This is a genomic window from Rhizobacter sp. AJA081-3, assembly GCF_017795745.1.
In the GTDB taxonomy this organism is placed as follows: Bacteria; Pseudomonadota; Gammaproteobacteria; order Burkholderiales; family Burkholderiaceae_C; genus Piscinibacter.
In genome coordinates this window covers 1,914,063-1,929,262 of record NZ_CP059067.1, presented here as the reverse complement: position 1 = coordinate 1,929,262, position 15,200 = coordinate 1,914,063, and the positions used below count along the sequence as shown (strand labels likewise).

Sequence of the window (15,200 nt, the reverse complement as noted above, 5' to 3'; positions counted from 1 at the left end):
CGCGCCAGCGCCTAGGATTCCGCCATGAACGCCCAGGATCTGCCCTCGTCCCCGTTGCTGGCCTTCGAACGCCAGCGTGCCGCCGCCTCCAAGGAGCCCGGGCCGCCCTGGGCTGTCCGCGCCGAGCGGCTGCGCCGGCTGCAGCGCCTGTTGGTGGACAACGAGGCGTCGATCGCCCGCGCCATCGACGCCGACTTCGGCGGGAGACCCGCGATCGAGACCGAACTGGCCGAAGTCTGGCCCAGCCTCGAGGAGATCAAGGGCGCGCTGCGCCATGGCCGGGGCTGGATGAAGGCACGCCGTGCCGGCGTGGGCAAATGGTTCATCCCGGCGCGTGCGCAGGTGCTGCCGCAACCGCTCGGCGTAGTCGGCATCATCGTGCCCTGGAACTATCCCCTGTACCTGGCCATTGGCCCGATGGCGGCGGCACTGGCCGCAGGCAACCGGGTGATGGTGAAGATGTCGGAGCTGACGCCGGCCTTCTCGGCCTTGCTGCAACAACTGTGCACGCAGGCTTTTCCGCTCGAAGAGGTTTGCATCGTCACGGGGGGTGCCGAGGTCGCGGCCGAGTTCAGCACCTTGCCGTTCGACCACCTGCTGTTCACCGGATCCACGGCCGTCGGGCGCAAGGTGATGGCGGCGGCTGCCGCCAACCTGACGCCGGTGACGCTGGAATTGGGCGGCAAGTCACCCGCCGTGATCACCCCCGGCTACCCGCTGGCGCATGCGGTGCAGCGCATCCTCGCCGGCAAGCTGCTGAATGCGGGCCAGACCTGCATCGCCCCCGACTACGTGCTGCTGCCCCGCGATCAGCTCGCCGCCTTCGTCGAGGCGGCCCGCCAGGAAGCGCGGCGCGGCTACCCAGCAGGCCTGGCCGACGCCAACTTCTGCAGCGTCGTCAATGATCGCCACTACCGCCGTCTGGTGAGGGAACTGGATGAGGCTGCGAGTCGCGGCGCTCGCACCGAGTGCCTGTTCGAGGGTGCTTCGCGCGACGACGAACGCCATCGCCTGGCGCCCACGCTGCTGATCGACCCGCCCGCCGACTGTGGCGCGATGCGCGACGAGATCTTCGGCCCGCTGCTGCCGCTGGTGCCCTACGACCGGCTGGAAGACGCGATCTCCTTCGTCAATGCCCGCCCTCACCCGCTGGCGCTGTACTGGTTCGACCAAGACACTGGCCGCGTGGACGAGGCCCTGCATCGGCTGCCCGCGGGCGGCGTGACGGTCAACGACACGCTGCTGCACATCACCCAGGAAAGCCTGCCCTTCGGTGGCGTCGGTGCCTCGGGCATGGGCCACTACCACGGGCAGTGGGGATTCGACACCTTCAGCAAGCTCAAACCGGTGTTCCGCCAGTCGCGGCTGAACGGCATGGCGCTGTTCCTGCCGCCCTACCGGCCGCTGATGCGGCGCCTGCTCGCGCTGATGAAGCGCTACTAGGCGGCAGCCCGGCGTGGCTCAGTTGTCCTCCAGGAGATCGAGGGCCTCCCACAGGGTACAGCCGGTCTGCTCGAACAGAAGCGCCACCGGCCGTTGTGCATCCATGTCGTACATGGTGCATGGCCCTACGTTCACGGAATCGCCTCGTACGCGGTGGTGAACGGAGATGCGGTCAAGCGGCGTGAGGGCGACGTGATAGACGTTCCGGCGCTCGTGCAGCGCCACACGGCGCCCCGACGAACTGACGTCGAACACGCGAAGCTCGGTCATGGCTTGCCCCTGGTAGGTGAGGAGCGCAGAGCATCGATCCTGGTACCGATCCTGTATGTTCGCAAACGAACACAGGCGACGAGTGCGGGGATCCTCACCCTTGTGATGGAGGAGGTTTCCCCGCCGCGACGGATGCAGGCCCCCCACGCGCTTTCCTCATCAAGCAGGTCACCCGTGTGCCAGAGGCTCACGCGCTTGCAGGGGGGTCCTGGAGGGTGTCGCTGCGTTGGCCGATCAGGTCGACCGCAGCGCTGGCCAGTGTTCGCAGATGGTCCATCTGGTCAGCTGACAGTTGCCTGGGGCGAACGTCGTAGGCGCAGAGCGTCCCCACCGTTTCGCCGCGAACGCTCAGCCGCGCCGCGGCATAGAAGCGAATGAACGGTCGCCCCGACACCCTGGGGTTGAGCGCGAACCGCGGGTCGAGCAAGGTGTCCTCCACGACGATCAGGTCGTCTGACGCGTGGAAGAAGGCCTCACAGAACGAAGTCACCGCGGGCGAATGCGTCTGCTGGATGCCGATGCACGACTTGAACCAGTCGCGTTCGGCATCGAGCAGATTCACCATCGTGATTGGAACGGCCAGGGAGGTGGAAAGCAAACGCGTGATGTCGTCGTACGCGCGCTCCGCGCCTGAATCGAGAATCAGGGCCCGGCGCAGCTCGGCCAGCCGTGAGGTGTCGAGCCTCATGCTCTGCGACGAGAAGGATCTGGCCAGCTGCCGCGAGCGAAAGCATCGCGATCTTGCCGCTTTGGCTGCGCTCGGAGAGGAGTTCGATGCTCGTCCTGCATGATGATTCCCGGGAAAAGGCGCAATCTAGAGTCCTGCGAGCCGAACAACCATGTCGAAAGACACAGTCGCGCCCATCAGGAGGCGCGCCTTGCCGCGGCGATCAGACCAGCGGGCGCTGCGGCGGGCGGCCGTCGCCGTAGAGGTCCGCCAACCGGGCCATCGCCTTCACGTCGCGCAGGTGGAGCCGGCCGTCGGCGATGCGGTGCAGGCCTCGCCGCTCGAGCTTGCGCAAGGTCTTGTTGGTGTGCACCAATGACAGCCCCAGTCCGTCGGCGATGTGCTGTTGCGTCAATGGAAAGTCGACCCCGTCGGCACCCGCGTCCGCCTGCAACGCGCCCGCACGCTTGAACAGCAGGATGAGCATCGATGCGATGCGCTCTTCCGCGCTGCGACGCCCCACCGACAGCAGCGTGTCGTCGACCATCGACTCCTCGTGCGCCGTGAGCCAGGTGACATTGAAGCCCATCATCGGGCTGCGCCGGTGCAACTCCCAGAGCGCGTCGCGCTGGAACACGCAGAAGAGCGCGCCGGTCAGCGTCTCGACCCCGTGCGCGGCAGCATCGCCCATCTTCTGCTGCACGCCGATGAAGTCACCGGGCAGCAGAAAACTGAGGATCTGCCGACGTCCGTCGCTCAGCGTCTTGTAGCGGAACGCCCAGCCGTGCAGCAGCGTGAACAGCGGTGCGTCGGTCTGGCCTTCGTGGATCAAGGATTCGCCAGCGCCCAGTCGCAGCTCGCGTCGCTTGAGCGATTGCACGAGTTCCAGTTCCTCGCCCGTCGGCTCGTGGAACAGCTTCAGCGGCCGCAAGGGGCAGTCGCGGCACGCCGTCTCGGCCTGGGTCGCGGGCAGTTCCTGGGGCGGCGCTTGCTCGGGAGGGGTCATGCCCGCAGTGTCGCGCAGCCAGGCCTCAAGCGGAACCTGCCCGCGGGATCGCCATGAAGAACCGAACCATTTCCGATGAAGCATCCGGGCCGCAGCGATCGGTGAACGTGCCGCTCTCATGACCGCCCGACCAGGCGTGCCCGGCACCATGCAGCGTCCAGCTCTCGATCCGGACCTGCCCCTGCGCATCGGCGTGGATGGCTCGGCTGAAGCGCCGGCCGCCCGCGGCGATGCCTGCCTGTGTGCTGACACGCAGCGCGGAGCCGCCCGCTTCCGCGTCGTGGGCCTCCTGGGCCTGCAGCACGATCTGCGCGCCGTTCGCGTGCTGCACGGTGTGGTCCCGGTCGCCATGGAACACGATGACAGGCACCGGTCGCGTGGCCCTTCTGCGCAGGCCACTGGCCCGGCCCGGTGCGCCCTTCATGCCCGGCATGCCGCTGCGCCCCCCTTTCATGGCGAGCAGGGCTGAAGGGATGTCGTGCGCGCTGCCATATGGCAATCCGGAATGGGCGCCGACACCGGCGAACACCTCCGGATAGGTCTCGCCCAGCACCACGGCCATCGCCGCACCAGCCGAAAGCCCGGCAACGAAGATGCGGCGCGGGTCGGCTCCATGGCTGCCCGCGACCTCGCCAGCGATCCCGGCGATCAACGAAGGCTCACCGGCGCCGCGCAGCTGGTCCTGCGGCTTGAACCAGTTCCAGCACTTCGACGCGTTCGCGTGGGCGTCCTGCTCGGGGTACACCACCAGGAAGCCGTGTTCGTCCGCAAGCCGGTTCATGAGCGTGCCCGCCGCGAAATCGTCCGCCGACTGGGTACAGCCATGCAGCATCACGATCACGGCGCGCGGTGCGTCAGGCTGCAGCTCGGGCACATAAACCTTGTAGGCACGCGTTCCGGCCTCATTGCTGAATTGATGCGATTCGAAGCTTCCGCCACGCTGCCCCGCCTTGCCGGTAGGCACGACGCGTGCTGCGACATCGATGACCGATTCGCTGCCGAAGCTCGGTGCAGCCTCGGCAACTCGCCCCACCGCCAACGCGCGCCGGATCGTCTCGGTCACGTCGCTCATCGGGCCGGTTGCGGTATCGAGTCCCGCCGACGCGAGCGCCCGCTGGATCGTCGCGTGGATCGCATCGGCGTCGAAGGCCGGTGCTCGGGCGTAGAACGGGTACTTCATGATGTTCCTTCAGTTGCTGGATTGCTGATCAATGGATGCGATCCGCGAGTGCGCGCCGCACCGCAGGGCTGGCCTGGAACGCGCCGAGAACGGTCACGGATTCGATGGCGGCGCGGGCCAGTTCGGGCGTCACGTCGTCGGCAATGCGAGCGAGACCAACGACCTGCACTTGCAGCCTCTGGCCCGAAGCCACCACCGCCTCGAGTTGCGCACGGCCGAAGTGCTGCAGGCCGACCGTGAGGGTTCGGCGTGCGACGGTCTGCCGCACCGTGTCGGCATGCAGCGCCAACTGGTTTCGAAGTGCCGTTCGAACCATGTCGGAGCGGTTCGAATAGAAGCCCTCCTGCACCAGGAGGTCGACATGGCCCAGATCGACCACGCCGACGTTCACCGTCATCTTCTCCGTCTCGCCTGTCCGCTGCCTGAGTTCGTTCGCCATCTTGCCGCCCTCTCTACCATCCATTTGGATTCCAATTGGATTCTGATTGGAACACATCCCGGCGCATTGAGGCCACGCGGGTCGCAATCCCACTTTGCCGAAGGAACTCGCGAGCGTGCTCGCCGGCGCGCTGATTTGCCCGAGAGCCGGTCTTCTGTCGCGCCTCCGTCCTACGAACTGTCGGCATGCCGAGCGCTCGATCGATGGCGGTTTCAGAACGAGGATTCAAGAGCCTTGTTGAAGGAACAAACACCATGAACCCATCCGCTTCAGCCCTTGTCCAGCAACCGTCTGCCACAGGCGGGCCGAGACCTGCCGCCCCTGCACTGCCTGGGCTCGCCATCGTCGTGCTGGCGTTGGCACTGGGCGCCTGCAGCAAGGCGCCGGTCGAAAGCTCGGCTCCCATGGCGACGCCGCCGCAGGCCGGGTCCGCGCCGGCCACCGCCGTCGGCTCCAACACTTCCGTGCCCGATGCAGCGTCTGTCCTGAAACCCGGCGACGCAGCCAAGGCCGATCCGGCTGCCGGGCGCTCCAACGGCGCCATGACGCGCGCCCAGGAGTCCGGCGCGATGCCCCTGCCCGGACAGAACAACGACCATTCCGCGCCGCTCCCGCCAGCCCGGCGAGCGAGCGGGACTTGAGCGCAGCGCTCGGCGCCTCACCCACACCACACCAGGATCACCGATGAAGACAGCAACCCAAGCCCACGCCAGCCTCGCCCATGTCGCCGAACTGATCGACGACATTCCGATCGCCATGCTCGCCACGGTCGAAGCCGACGGCGCGTTGGCCAGCCGGCCGATGGCAGTGCTCGAGATGGACAGCAGCGGCGCCCTCTGGTTCTTCACCGACCTGCGGTCGTCCAAGCTCGAGCACTTGCGGGTCGTGAACCTCAGCTTCATCGACCCGGACCACGGAACCTACGTCTCGCTTTCAGGCCGGGGCGAGATCGATACCGACCGCGAACACATCGAGCGGCTGTGGACGGCGTTCGCCAAGCCCTGGTTCCCGGATGGCCCGGACTCGCCGAACCTGGGCCTGCTGAAGTTCATCCCGGACGCCGCCGACTACTGGGATGCGCCGAACAGCAAGATGGTCCGCGCCTTCGGTGTGATCGCGTCCATGGTGGCAGGCAAGCCCGTCGCGATGGGTGAGCATGGTTCGCACACCGGGTTGTCGGACGCTGCAGCCCAGGCAGGAGCCCGTTCATGAAGAAGCCGAGCAAGTCGGCCCGGCCCGTCGCGGCGGCGACGACGACTCACGATCCCCTGCCCTTGGTCGCAGCGCAACAGGCGCAAGCGCAAGCGCAGGCGTTGGCGGCCGCGATGCCATTCAACGCCAACAAGCCCCTCGAGCTGGGGCGGGACAATGCCATCTCGCCGCCGCGCGGCACCACCCCCTCGATCGAGTCACCGGCGGCCTCGGCCAGCACGCTGAGCGAGACCAATGGTTCGGACAAGACCGGCGATGGCCCACCGTCGGCCGGGCGCGCTGCATCCTCCGGATCGCTGGCCACCGCGCGATCGGATGCGGCATCGCAGGTGATGACCACGAACCAGGGCGTGGCGATCGGCGACAACCAGAACTCGCTGAAGGCCGGGCTGCGCGGCCCGACCCTGCTCGAAGACTTCATCCTGCGCGAGAAGATCACGCACTTCGACCACGAGCGCATCCCCGAGCGCATCGTGCATGCGCGAGGCTCCGCAGCCCACGGGTTCTTCGAGGCGTACGAGCCGATGACGGCGTTCACGCGCGCCGCGCCGTTCCAGGCCGCCGGCAAGATCACGCCGGTGTTCACACGCTTCTCGACGGTCGCCGGCGAACGCGGCTCGACCGACACCGCGCGCGACATCCGCGGCTTCGCCGTCAAGTTCTACACCGACGAAGGCAACTGGGACCTGGTGGGCAACAACATCCCGGTGTTCTTCATCCAGGATGCGATGAAGTTCCCCGACCTCGTGCACGCGGTGAAGCCGGAGCCGCACCACGGCATGCCTCAGGCCGCATCGGCACACGACACCTTCTGGGATTTCGCCTCGTTGATGCCCGAGTCCACACACACCCTGATGTGGGTGATGTCGGACCGCGGCATCCCGCGCAGCCTGCGCATGATGCAGGGCTTCGGCGTGCACACCTACCGCCTGGTCAACGCCAAAGGCGAGTCGCACTTCGTCAAGTTCCATTGGAAGCCGAAGCTCGGTACGCATTCGCTGGTGTGGGACGAGGCCGTCAAGATCTCCGGCGCTGACTCGGACTTCCATCGCCGCGATCTGTGGGAGGCCATCGAGTCCGGCGAGTACCCGGAGTGGGAACTGGGGCTGCAGATCTTCACCGAGACGCAGGCCGAGGGCTTCAGCTTCGACGTGCTCGACGCCACCAAGCTGATCCCCGAAGAACTGGTGCCGGTGACGCCGGTGGGCCGCATGGTGCTGAACCGCAACCCGGACAACTTCTTTGCCGAGACCGAGCAGGTCGCGTTCTGTACCGCGCACGTCGTCCCTGGCATCGACTTCAGCAACGACCCCTTGCTCGCCGGTCGCATCCACTCCTACCTCGACACCCAGATCACGCGTTTGGGCGGCGCCAACTTTCACGAGATTCCGATCAACGCGCCGCTGGCACCGGTGCACAACAACCAGCGCGACGGGCTGCACCGGCAGGCCATTCCACGTGGCCGTGTCGCGTACGAGCCCAACTCGCTGGGCGGCGGCTGCCCTTTCCAGGCCGGCGCGGCGGGTTTCGTCTCGTTCCCGCAAGCAGCCGATGGCGACAAGCTGCGGGGCAAGCCCGAGAAGTTTGCCGACCACTACACCCAGGCCTCGCTGTTCTACGAAAGCCAGACCGCGGTCGAGAAGGCGCACATCGCTGGCGGATTCCGCTTCGAGCTGAGCAAGCTCACGGTGCCGGCGATCCGCGAACGCATGCTGTCGTCGCTGGTCAACGTGTCGGCCGAACTCGCCGCGACCGTCGCCGCGGGGCTCGGCATCGCCGTCCCCGCTGCGATGCCGAAGGCTCTCGAGCAGCCCGTTGAGCCCGAGGTCACCACATCGGCGGCACTGTCGCTTACGGGTTTGCCGGGCGACGGGGGCATTCGCTCGCGCAGCGTGGCCATCCTGGTGGCCGATGGCGTGGAGGGCAAGTCGATCGCCGCAGCCCGTGCGGCGCTGCAGGCCGCCGGCGCCACCGTGCACCTGATCGCGCCTCGCCTCGGACCGGTGAAACCGACGAATCGGGAGCCGTTCGATGCCACGGGCACGCTGGAGAACTCGCCGGCCGTGCTGTTCGACGGACTCGTCCTGCCGGACGGAGCCGCCGGCGTGAAAGCCCTTGGCCATCACGTCGAGGTGATGGACTTCATCTCCAATCAGTACCGGCATGGCAAGACCATCCTCGCCATCGGTGCCTCGAACGCACTGCTCGAGCGGGCCGGCGTGCCTGGGACGCTCGCGAACGGTGATCTGGATCCGGGCATCCTCGTGGGCGCCGCCGCGAAATCGGAACGCGCCGTGGCGGACTTCATCACCGCGCTGGGCAAACACCGGCATCCCGAACGAGAGATCGGCGGCCCGGTAATGAGGGACCGGTCCGGCTGATCAGGTGGGCGGGCGCGCAAGCTGCTCAGGTGGGGTGGTCCGCTCGGCGGGCGGGCGAATCGCATCCGGTCTGGACCAACGCTGCAGTGGCGGCCCGGAGCCGGATTCGATGAACAGCCGCTTGATCATCGGGAACCGTAGTCGCACCTGCACCTCCAGGTCGGCAACCGCCAGCGCCGCATCGGCGGCCTCGGTCCCTTCGTCGAAATCGAGGTCCATCGTCACCAGCGCATCGTCGGGCCCGAGGTACATCGACAAGATGCGCCCGACATCGCGCACGCGGGGCACCGTCAGGGCCATGCTGCGCAAGGCGCGTGCCGTTTCCGGCCGGATGCCTTCGCCGATGAGCAGGTCGCGGGACTGCCAGGTCAGGAAGGCGGCCACCACCGCCAACAGCACGCCGATGAGGAGAGACGCCACCCCGTCGAGCACCGGCAGGTCGTAGTGGTGGCTGAGCCCGATGCCGAGCGCAGCGATGGCCAGGCCGGCAAGCGCGGCGGAATCCTCGGCCAGCACGGTATAGGTGGTCGGATCCTTGCTGCGGTGGATGGCCTGCCAGAACGGGTCGCTGCCGGCTTGGCGCAGGAACTGCCGCAGCGCGATGGCGAAGCTGATGCTCTCGAACACGGCGGCCACCCCCAGCACGACGAAGTTCCATGTCGGATCGTGCAGGGGCTGCGGATTCCGGATGTGCTGTACGCCTTCGTAGAACGAGACACCGCCGCCCAGTCCGAAGATCAGCACGGCGACGATCAGGCTCCAGAAGTACAACTCCTTGCCATGGCCAAAGGGGTGCTCGGGCGTGGCGGGGCGCTGGCTGAGACGGATGCCCACCAGCAGAAGGACGCCGTTGAAGGTGTCGACCGACGAATGGATGCCTTCCGAGAGCATGGCCGAACTGCCGGTGATGCCCGCCACCGCGAGCTTCGTGGTCGCGATGGCGACGTTGGCCGCGATGGCGCCATAGATCGCGAGATTCGCGGTCCTCATGGCGCCTGCGTGGTCATGACGCCCCCGGAGGGCACCCCGGGCAGGGCTACACCCATCCGGCCCTCCGCAATCGACGGTAGACAAGGATGCAGCAAAGCGCAGTGAAGGCCACAGCCATCGGATAGCCGGCCTTCCACTTCAACTCCGGCATCCATTGAAAGTTCATGCCGTACAGGCTGAAGACGACCGTGGGGATGGCCAGGATCGCACCCCAGCCCGCCAGGCGCTTGACCACCTCGTTCTGGTTGTTGGCCACCAGTGCCAGGTTCACCTGCATCGCGGTGGTCAGCATGTCACGCATGCCGTCGATCAGACCCACCAACCGCGAGACATGGTCCTGGATGTCCCGGAAGTAGGCACGCAACTCCTTCGGAACCAGGTCCTCGTGCAGGCGCATGAGTTCGGAGCTGATCTCCGCCAGCGGCAGCGCGGCATTGCGCAGTTCGAGGAGATTGCGCTTCAAGGCGTACAGCCGCTCGATGACGAGCCTGTCGAACCGATCCTTGAAGATGTCGGTCTCGATGGCATCGAAGTCCCTTTCGAACTGGGCCACGACGGGCTGGTAGTTGTCGGCGACGAAGTCCAGGACGGCGTACAGCGCAAACCCGGGCCCCTTGGGCAGGCCCTTCGTACCGTCCTCGCAGCGCTGGAGAACCTGCGCATAGCTCGATGAGGCGCCGTGGCGCACCGACACCAGGAAGTTCGGACCGACGAAGAGGTGGGTCTCGCCGTAGACGACATGATTCGATTCGAGCTGCGCCGTCTTCAGCACGATGAAGAGCGAGTTGCTGTAGGCCTCGATCTTGGGCCGCTGGTGGGCATGGTGGGCATCCTCGATGGCCAGTTCATGCAAGCCGAAGAGGTGCTGGATCCTTTGCAGCACCTTGTCGTCCGGTTCGTGCAGGCCGAGCCAGACGAAGGTGCCGGGCTGCTTGATGACTTCGCCGATGTCGTCGATGGCGACGTCGCTGATGCGCGCTCCATCGCGATAGACCACGCTGTCCATGACGGATGTCATTGCCTTGTCCTCCTCCAGAGTTCGAGCGCCGACCGATCGCTCCCTCATTGGCACGCATGGCCCTGCTGCCGGTCGGTGCGCTGGCGAACCATGTCGTGGCTCTCTTGTCGGAACTGCGCATAGGCCTTCTTGGTTTGTTTCCGCACAGACACAGCGCCACGCCGGTCCTATGGTCTGTGCCGTGGTCGCGAAGTTCGATCGCCCTCCTCGACCACTCATCGGCACCCGCGCCGTCCGCGCCGAAAGGCCCGACGCAGCGGGTTGCCGCCCCACACCTCACTTCCAGGAACCGACATGGAAACCAACTACGTCACTCGCGACAACTTCGGCATGTACGCCAACAGCGCGTCGGGGCCGGGCCCGGCACTCATGGGTGCCGACACCCTTCTGGGCAACGACGTCTACAACAAGGACGGAGAGGATCTGGGCGACATCAAGGAGTTCATGATCGACATGGCCTCCGGCAAGATTGCCTACGCGGTCTTGTCCTTCGGCGGCCTGCTGGGCATGGGCGACAAGCTGTTCGCCGTGCCTTGGGCGGCACTGGCTCTGGACACGACGAACAAGCGCTTCACGCTGAATGTCTTGAAGGACGCCCTGAAGGACGCACCGGGCTTCGATAAGGACCACTGGCCTGCGATGTCGGACAGGACCTGGGCCAGCGGAGTGCACAAGTTCTACGGCACGCCGTATTCCGCCGAGTGAGCCGCCGCGCCTCGCCTCCGCATCCCTGACTCTCGACCCTCGAGCATGGCGACGCCATGCTCGAGGTCCGGGCCACGGGCTTCGGGGAGCGGGGGCAAGGTCACGTGCAGGAGCCTGCCGGCGAGTCGAGCGATGACGCCGGCCATTTATCCAGGGGAGCCGCCATGAAGGGTTACGTTCAGAACATCGAGGCCATCGCCACAGGCAACGGCGACTTTCGCCGGGTCCTGTACACGGCGAATAACTGCCAGCTCGTCGTCATGTCGCTGAAGCCCGAAGAGGACATCGGCGCCGAGGTCCACCATCTCGACCAGTTCTTCCGGGTCGAGGCGGGGAGCGGTGAAGCCGTGCTCGACGGGGTTCGTACGTCGATTCAGTCCGGGTTTGCCGTGGTCGTGCCCGCCGGCGCCAGGCACAACATCATCAACACGGGCACGGTGCCGCTGAAGCTGTACACCCTCTACGCGCCGCCGAACCATCGGGACGGGGTGGTGCACCGCACGAAGTCGGATGCCGAGGCCGACACGGAGCACTTCGACGGCAAGACGTCGGAGTGAGGCTGGCACCCGCATCTCGCCGACAAGTCTTCTCGCGCCTGCGCTAGGGCACTCGCAGAGGTGCGGCAGGTGCGATGTCGCTGGAGAACCTGATCGGTGGAAGGCCCGTGCGACCCCGCATCGAGAAGATGCTCTCGCGCAGACATCGACCGAGTTCCTCCGCGTAGGCCGCATGGGAGGCGGCCACGAGTGCAGGCCGGAGGCCCGGCTTGCCGCCGTCGAGGCCGATGAAGCCCTCGTCGGCCCACACGTCGATCGACATCATCCTGCCGTGCCGCGTGAAGATCCTGGCCGACATCGAGACCATTTCCTCAGGCATCTGCAGCGAGCGCTCGGAGACTGCCGCCCGCACCTCGGGCTGGCGCTCCAGCATCGCCGCCACGTCGGCAGGGGCCGTGGCCTCGGTGCATTCGACATCTTCCGGGTGGCCGCCGCGCAGCGGCATCGACCACACGGTGTCGGTGCTGACAGCGCACTCTTGCCCCCAGTTGACCCGGCCCCCCGGGCTGCTCGGCGTCGAAGTCAGCGTGACCACGGCGCGCACGCGGCGCCCCTCGATCCTCGCACTCGTCACCACCTCGGCCACGAGATCGCCCCAGCGTTCGATCCTGGCCACCACGTCCTTGCCGCGTGCGAGTTCCACCCACGTGCCGCTGCCGAGATCGACCGTGGCACGCGAGGTCGTGATCACGGCCTGCGCCTGAGCCGCAACACACGTGCAGAGCAAGGCAGAGGCGAGGGTGACGCCTCTCATCGGCTGCTGGCCCTGCCGGCCGGCGCCAGCGGGCCATGCAACATGCGGACCTCCCCTCGATGCATGGCTGCATCTCCCGTTGATTCTGCGCAAGCGCGGCGGGCGTGCCGCGCAGTACGTTGGCGCGTCCATGAGCATCTGGATAATAAGCTCGGTGATGCGCAGCCCAGGATGCGTTCCTGTGTCTGCCATGCCCCGGCGCCCAGGAGCGCGGACAATCGATGATGGCGCGAGAGTGATCAGCGGCGAACTCAGGAGCAAGGCATGTATGGATTCACCACGACCCTGAAGGGTCTGTCATTCGACGCCGCGCTGGCGCGAACCATCGAGGCGCTGAAGGTCGAAGGCTTCGGCGTCCTGAGCGACATCGACGTGCAGCGTGCCATGAAGGACAAACTGCAGGTCGAGATGCCACCCTATCGCATCCTCGGCGCGTGCAACCCTCCCCTGGCCCATCAGGCCCTGCAGGCCGAGCCCGACATCGGCCTGCTGCTGCCCTGCAACGTCATCGTCCGCGAGCAGTCGCCCGGCACCGTGGTCGTGGGTTTCCTGGATCCGCAGACGATGGTCGGCCTGGTCGGCCGCGACGAGATCAAGCCCGTGGCCGACGCGGCGGAAGCACGCCTGCGCCGCGCCTGCGCCAGCCTGGGTGGCGCATGAACGCAGGCACTGCCACGCCGGCCGCGGACCCGGCAGCGCTCGAGATCTCGCTGCCCACGTCGCTGGAGCTGTGCAGGCTCGGGCTGGCCACCATGATCGACATCCGACAATCGTTCGAGATCGAGATGAAGGGCGCCATTCCCGATACTGTGCACATCCCGATGTTCGAGGTGAAGCTGATGCTCGGCCACACGCTGACCGAGGACGAACAAGACATCCTGGACGCCGGGCAACCGAAGGACATCGACGCGAAGACCTTCTTCACGATGATCAACCAGCTGCACCACGGCAGGGACCATCTGCTCCTGTGCATCTGCAACAGCGGGCGGCGCAGCGTGACGGCGGCCTCGCTGCTGCGCTCGCTGGGTTACCCGAAGGCGCTCTCGGTGGCGGGTGGATTCCAGGCCTGGAAGAAGCTGCAGGCCGCCCCGCCCGCATGATCCAGCTGTTCAGGAGCTCGACGGTCTGGGTCGTCGACTACCGATACGAAGGTCGCCCGCGGCGATGGTTCAAGGCCTACCCGGCCGAAGCCGATGCCCGCGAGCTTGCCCGGGCAGAGCTGGCGGATCTCTACGCGCACCAGGCGGAGATCGTGGCCGTCCGCCCGGCGACCGACGAGGAGGAGCGCCAGTACCTGCACGGGGACGAGCCGCGCAACGTGCTGTGCCCGACCGGACGCTCGACGCGCACCACCCCGTGATCGCCGCGGCGGTCGCGGCAACCGCCGGCGTCTTCGCCCTGCGGGCACTGGCCCACTGGGCGATCCTTCGGGGCCTGCGCGCGCCGCGCCTTCCGCACCCGGCGGGCGAGATGGCGCAGGGCGCCTTGCCCTCGTCGCTGCGAGAACTCCACATCGCCGGGCCCAACGGGAGGCGGCTTTTCGCCCGTCTCGTGCTGCCGGCGCAGCACGGCCATGGCCCCTGGCCGGCGGTGCTGGCGATGCACGGCTGGGGTGCCAACGCGGGGTTGATGTGGCCGGTCGTGCCGCCGCTGCGGGCCGCGGGATTCGCCACGCTGCTGCTCGACGCGCGCTGCCATGGTCGCAGCGACGACGAGGACTTCAGCTCGCTGCCACGCTTCGCCGAGGACATCGCCGCCGGCCTCGCATGGCTGCGGCAACAGCCGGAGATCGCACCCGACCGCATCGCGCTGCTGGGCCACTCGGTGGGCGCCGGCGCGGCGATCCTGCATGCCTCGCGACAGCACGATGTGCGTGCGGTCGTGAGTCTGTCGGCCTTCGCGCACCCGCGCGAGGTGATGCGCAGGCTGCTCGCCCAGCACCACATCCCGTTCACCCCGATCGGCTGGTACGTCCTGCGTCACGTGCAGCGGGTGATCGGCACCTCGTTCGATGCCATCGCCCCGCTGACCACCTTGCCTCGGGTGCTTTGCCCGGTCCTGCTCGTGCATGGCCGCGACGACCGAACGGTGCCGTTCGACGATGCATTGCGGCTGCGAGCCGTGTCGCAGGGTGCCGAGCTGCTGGCGCTCGAGGGCGATCACGACCTCAGCGCCACGCTCGCGCCTCGAGCCGACGTGCTCGTCGACTTCCTCAAGGCGGCTTGTTTGCCCGCCAAGCAGGACTGATCGAGGCCGGCGAACTCCTCAGGACACCGTGGCTTCGTCGCTGCGCTTGTCGCCGCGGTTGTCGACCCAGCCGATCGTCACCTTGTCGCCGGCCTTGGCGCCCTTGATGACGAACTGCAGGAAGGGGTTCTTCGCGACGGACGGGCCCCACTGGGCCGTCATCACCGGCTTGCCGTTGTGGCTGGCGGTGATTTCCTGGATGAACCAGGCGGGGACCACCTTGCCGGCGGCGTCCTTGCGCTGGCCGGTCTCCATCTCGTGGCTCATCAGCACGCGTACGGTGGTCTTGTCACCGGCGGCCTGGGCGCGGATGCGCATCGGATCTGCCATG

General features: G+C 67.1%; 19 protein-coding genes. 10 read left to right on the top strand and 9 right to left on the bottom strand.

Annotated features, from left to right (window positions below):
• Window positions 1-24: 24 nt before the first annotated feature.
• Complete coding sequence (locus HZ992_RS09215) at window positions 25-1,443, top strand: coniferyl aldehyde dehydrogenase (protein WP_209386360.1); 1,419 nt, start codon at window positions 25-27, stop codon at window positions 1,441-1,443.
• Between the two features lie 18 nt (window positions 1,444-1,461).
• Here HZ992_RS09215 and HZ992_RS09210 read toward each other — a convergent pair whose 3' ends face one another.
• From HZ992_RS09210 to HZ992_RS09190, 5 genes are all read right to left on the bottom strand, one after another.
• A complete protein-coding gene (locus HZ992_RS09210) occupies window positions 1,462-1,713 on the bottom strand; it encodes a hypothetical protein (protein ID WP_209386359.1) in 252 nt (83 codons plus the stop codon).
• 187 nt (window positions 1,714-1,900) lie between these two features.
• Window positions 1,901-2,401, bottom strand: a complete 501-nt coding sequence (locus tag HZ992_RS09205; RefSeq protein WP_209386358.1) for a GAF domain-containing protein — start codon at window positions 2,399-2,401, stop codon at window positions 1,901-1,903.
• A 202-nt stretch (window positions 2,402-2,603) separates the two neighbouring features.
• Window positions 2,604-3,386, bottom strand: a complete 783-nt coding sequence (locus HZ992_RS09200) for a Crp/Fnr family transcriptional regulator (RefSeq protein ID WP_245213406.1) — start codon at window positions 3,384-3,386, stop codon at window positions 2,604-2,606.
• A 25-nt stretch (window positions 3,387-3,411) separates the two neighbouring features.
• The gene (locus HZ992_RS09195) at window positions 3,412-4,566 is read right to left on the bottom strand and encodes an extracellular catalytic domain type 1 short-chain-length polyhydroxyalkanoate depolymerase (RefSeq protein WP_209386357.1); all 1,155 of its coding nucleotides are present in this window, start codon (window positions 4,564-4,566) and stop codon (window positions 3,412-3,414) included.
• 28 nt (window positions 4,567-4,594) lie between these two features.
• Window positions 4,595-5,005, bottom strand: coding sequence for a CopG family transcriptional regulator (locus HZ992_RS09190; RefSeq protein WP_209386356.1), 411 nt, complete (start codon window positions 5,003-5,005; stop codon window positions 4,595-4,597).
• A gap of 254 nt (window positions 5,006-5,259) precedes the next feature.
• On the opposite strand from HZ992_RS09190, the gene HZ992_RS09185 reads away from it, so the two are divergent.
• From HZ992_RS09185 to HZ992_RS09175, 3 genes are read left to right on the top strand one after another with little or no spacing between them, the layout of a single operon-like run.
• Window positions 5,260-5,646, top strand: a complete 387-nt coding sequence (locus HZ992_RS09185; protein WP_209386355.1) for a hypothetical protein — start codon at window positions 5,260-5,262, stop codon at window positions 5,644-5,646.
• Between the two features lie 43 nt (window positions 5,647-5,689).
• Window positions 5,690-6,217 carry a pyridoxamine 5'-phosphate oxidase family protein gene (locus HZ992_RS09180; protein ID WP_209386354.1) on the top strand — a complete coding sequence of 176 codons (528 nt, stop codon included), beginning with the start codon at window positions 5,690-5,692 and terminating at the stop codon, window positions 6,215-6,217.
• On the top strand, window positions 6,214-8,598 hold the full coding sequence (locus HZ992_RS09175) for a catalase (RefSeq protein ID WP_209386353.1): 2,385 nt from the start codon (window positions 6,214-6,216) through the stop codon (window positions 8,596-8,598). Before HZ992_RS09180 ends, HZ992_RS09175 begins: the two co-directional genes overlap by 4 nt.
• Here the strand turns inward: HZ992_RS09175 and HZ992_RS09170 are convergent, their stop codons facing one another.
• Complete coding sequence (locus HZ992_RS09170; RefSeq protein ID WP_209387101.1) at window positions 8,599-9,588, bottom strand: cation diffusion facilitator family transporter; 990 nt, start codon at window positions 9,586-9,588, stop codon at window positions 8,599-8,601. It lies immediately after the preceding gene.
• A 46-nt stretch (window positions 9,589-9,634) separates the two neighbouring features.
• Complete coding sequence (locus HZ992_RS09165) at window positions 9,635-10,606, bottom strand: magnesium and cobalt transport protein CorA (protein ID WP_209386352.1); 972 nt, start codon at window positions 10,604-10,606, stop codon at window positions 9,635-9,637.
• Between the two features lie 294 nt (window positions 10,607-10,900).
• On the opposite strand from HZ992_RS09165, the gene HZ992_RS09160 reads away from it, so the two are divergent.
• The gene (locus HZ992_RS09160; protein WP_209386351.1) at window positions 10,901-11,311 is read left to right on the top strand and encodes a PRC-barrel domain-containing protein; all 411 of its coding nucleotides are present in this window, start codon (window positions 10,901-10,903) and stop codon (window positions 11,309-11,311) included.
• A 56-nt stretch (window positions 11,312-11,367) separates the two neighbouring features.
• A complete protein-coding gene (locus HZ992_RS09155) occupies window positions 11,368-11,868 on the top strand; it encodes a cupin domain-containing protein (RefSeq protein ID WP_245213404.1) in 501 nt (166 codons plus the stop codon).
• Window positions 11,869-11,911: 43 nt separating this feature from the next.
• Here the strand turns inward: HZ992_RS09155 and HZ992_RS09150 are convergent, their stop codons facing one another.
• The gene (locus tag HZ992_RS09150; protein WP_209386350.1) at window positions 11,912-12,559 is read right to left on the bottom strand and encodes a hypothetical protein; all 648 of its coding nucleotides are present in this window, start codon (window positions 12,557-12,559) and stop codon (window positions 11,912-11,914) included.
• Window positions 12,560-12,886: 327 nt separating this feature from the next.
• On the opposite strand from HZ992_RS09150, the gene HZ992_RS09145 reads away from it, so the two are divergent.
• The 4 genes from HZ992_RS09145 to HZ992_RS09130 are packed head-to-tail and all read left to right on the top strand — an operon-like array spanning window position 12,887 to window position 14,869.
• Entirely contained in the window at window positions 12,887-13,282 is a 396-nt protein-coding gene (locus tag HZ992_RS09145; RefSeq protein WP_209386349.1) for a DUF302 domain-containing protein, read from the top strand.
• A complete protein-coding gene (locus HZ992_RS09140) occupies window positions 13,279-13,722 on the top strand; it encodes a rhodanese-like domain-containing protein (RefSeq protein WP_209386348.1) in 444 nt (147 codons plus the stop codon). The genes HZ992_RS09145 and HZ992_RS09140 overlap by 4 nt, the downstream gene beginning before the upstream one ends.
• Window positions 13,719-13,982 carry a DUF4102 domain-containing protein gene (locus HZ992_RS09135; protein ID WP_209386347.1) on the top strand — a complete coding sequence of 88 codons (264 nt, stop codon included), beginning with the start codon at window positions 13,719-13,721 and terminating at the stop codon, window positions 13,980-13,982. Before HZ992_RS09140 ends, HZ992_RS09135 begins: the two co-directional genes overlap by 4 nt.
• Window positions 13,979-14,869: an alpha/beta hydrolase gene (locus tag HZ992_RS09130; protein WP_245213403.1), complete on the top strand. Its 891-nt coding sequence runs from the start codon at window positions 13,979-13,981 to the stop codon at window positions 14,867-14,869. Before HZ992_RS09135 ends, HZ992_RS09130 begins: the two co-directional genes overlap by 4 nt.
• A gap of 18 nt (window positions 14,870-14,887) precedes the next feature.
• Here the strand turns inward: HZ992_RS09130 and soxZ are convergent, their stop codons facing one another.
• A complete protein-coding gene (gene soxZ / locus HZ992_RS09125) occupies window positions 14,888-15,199 on the bottom strand; it encodes a thiosulfate oxidation carrier complex protein SoxZ (RefSeq protein WP_209386346.1) in 312 nt (103 codons plus the stop codon).
• Window position 15,200 lies beyond the last annotated feature (1 nt).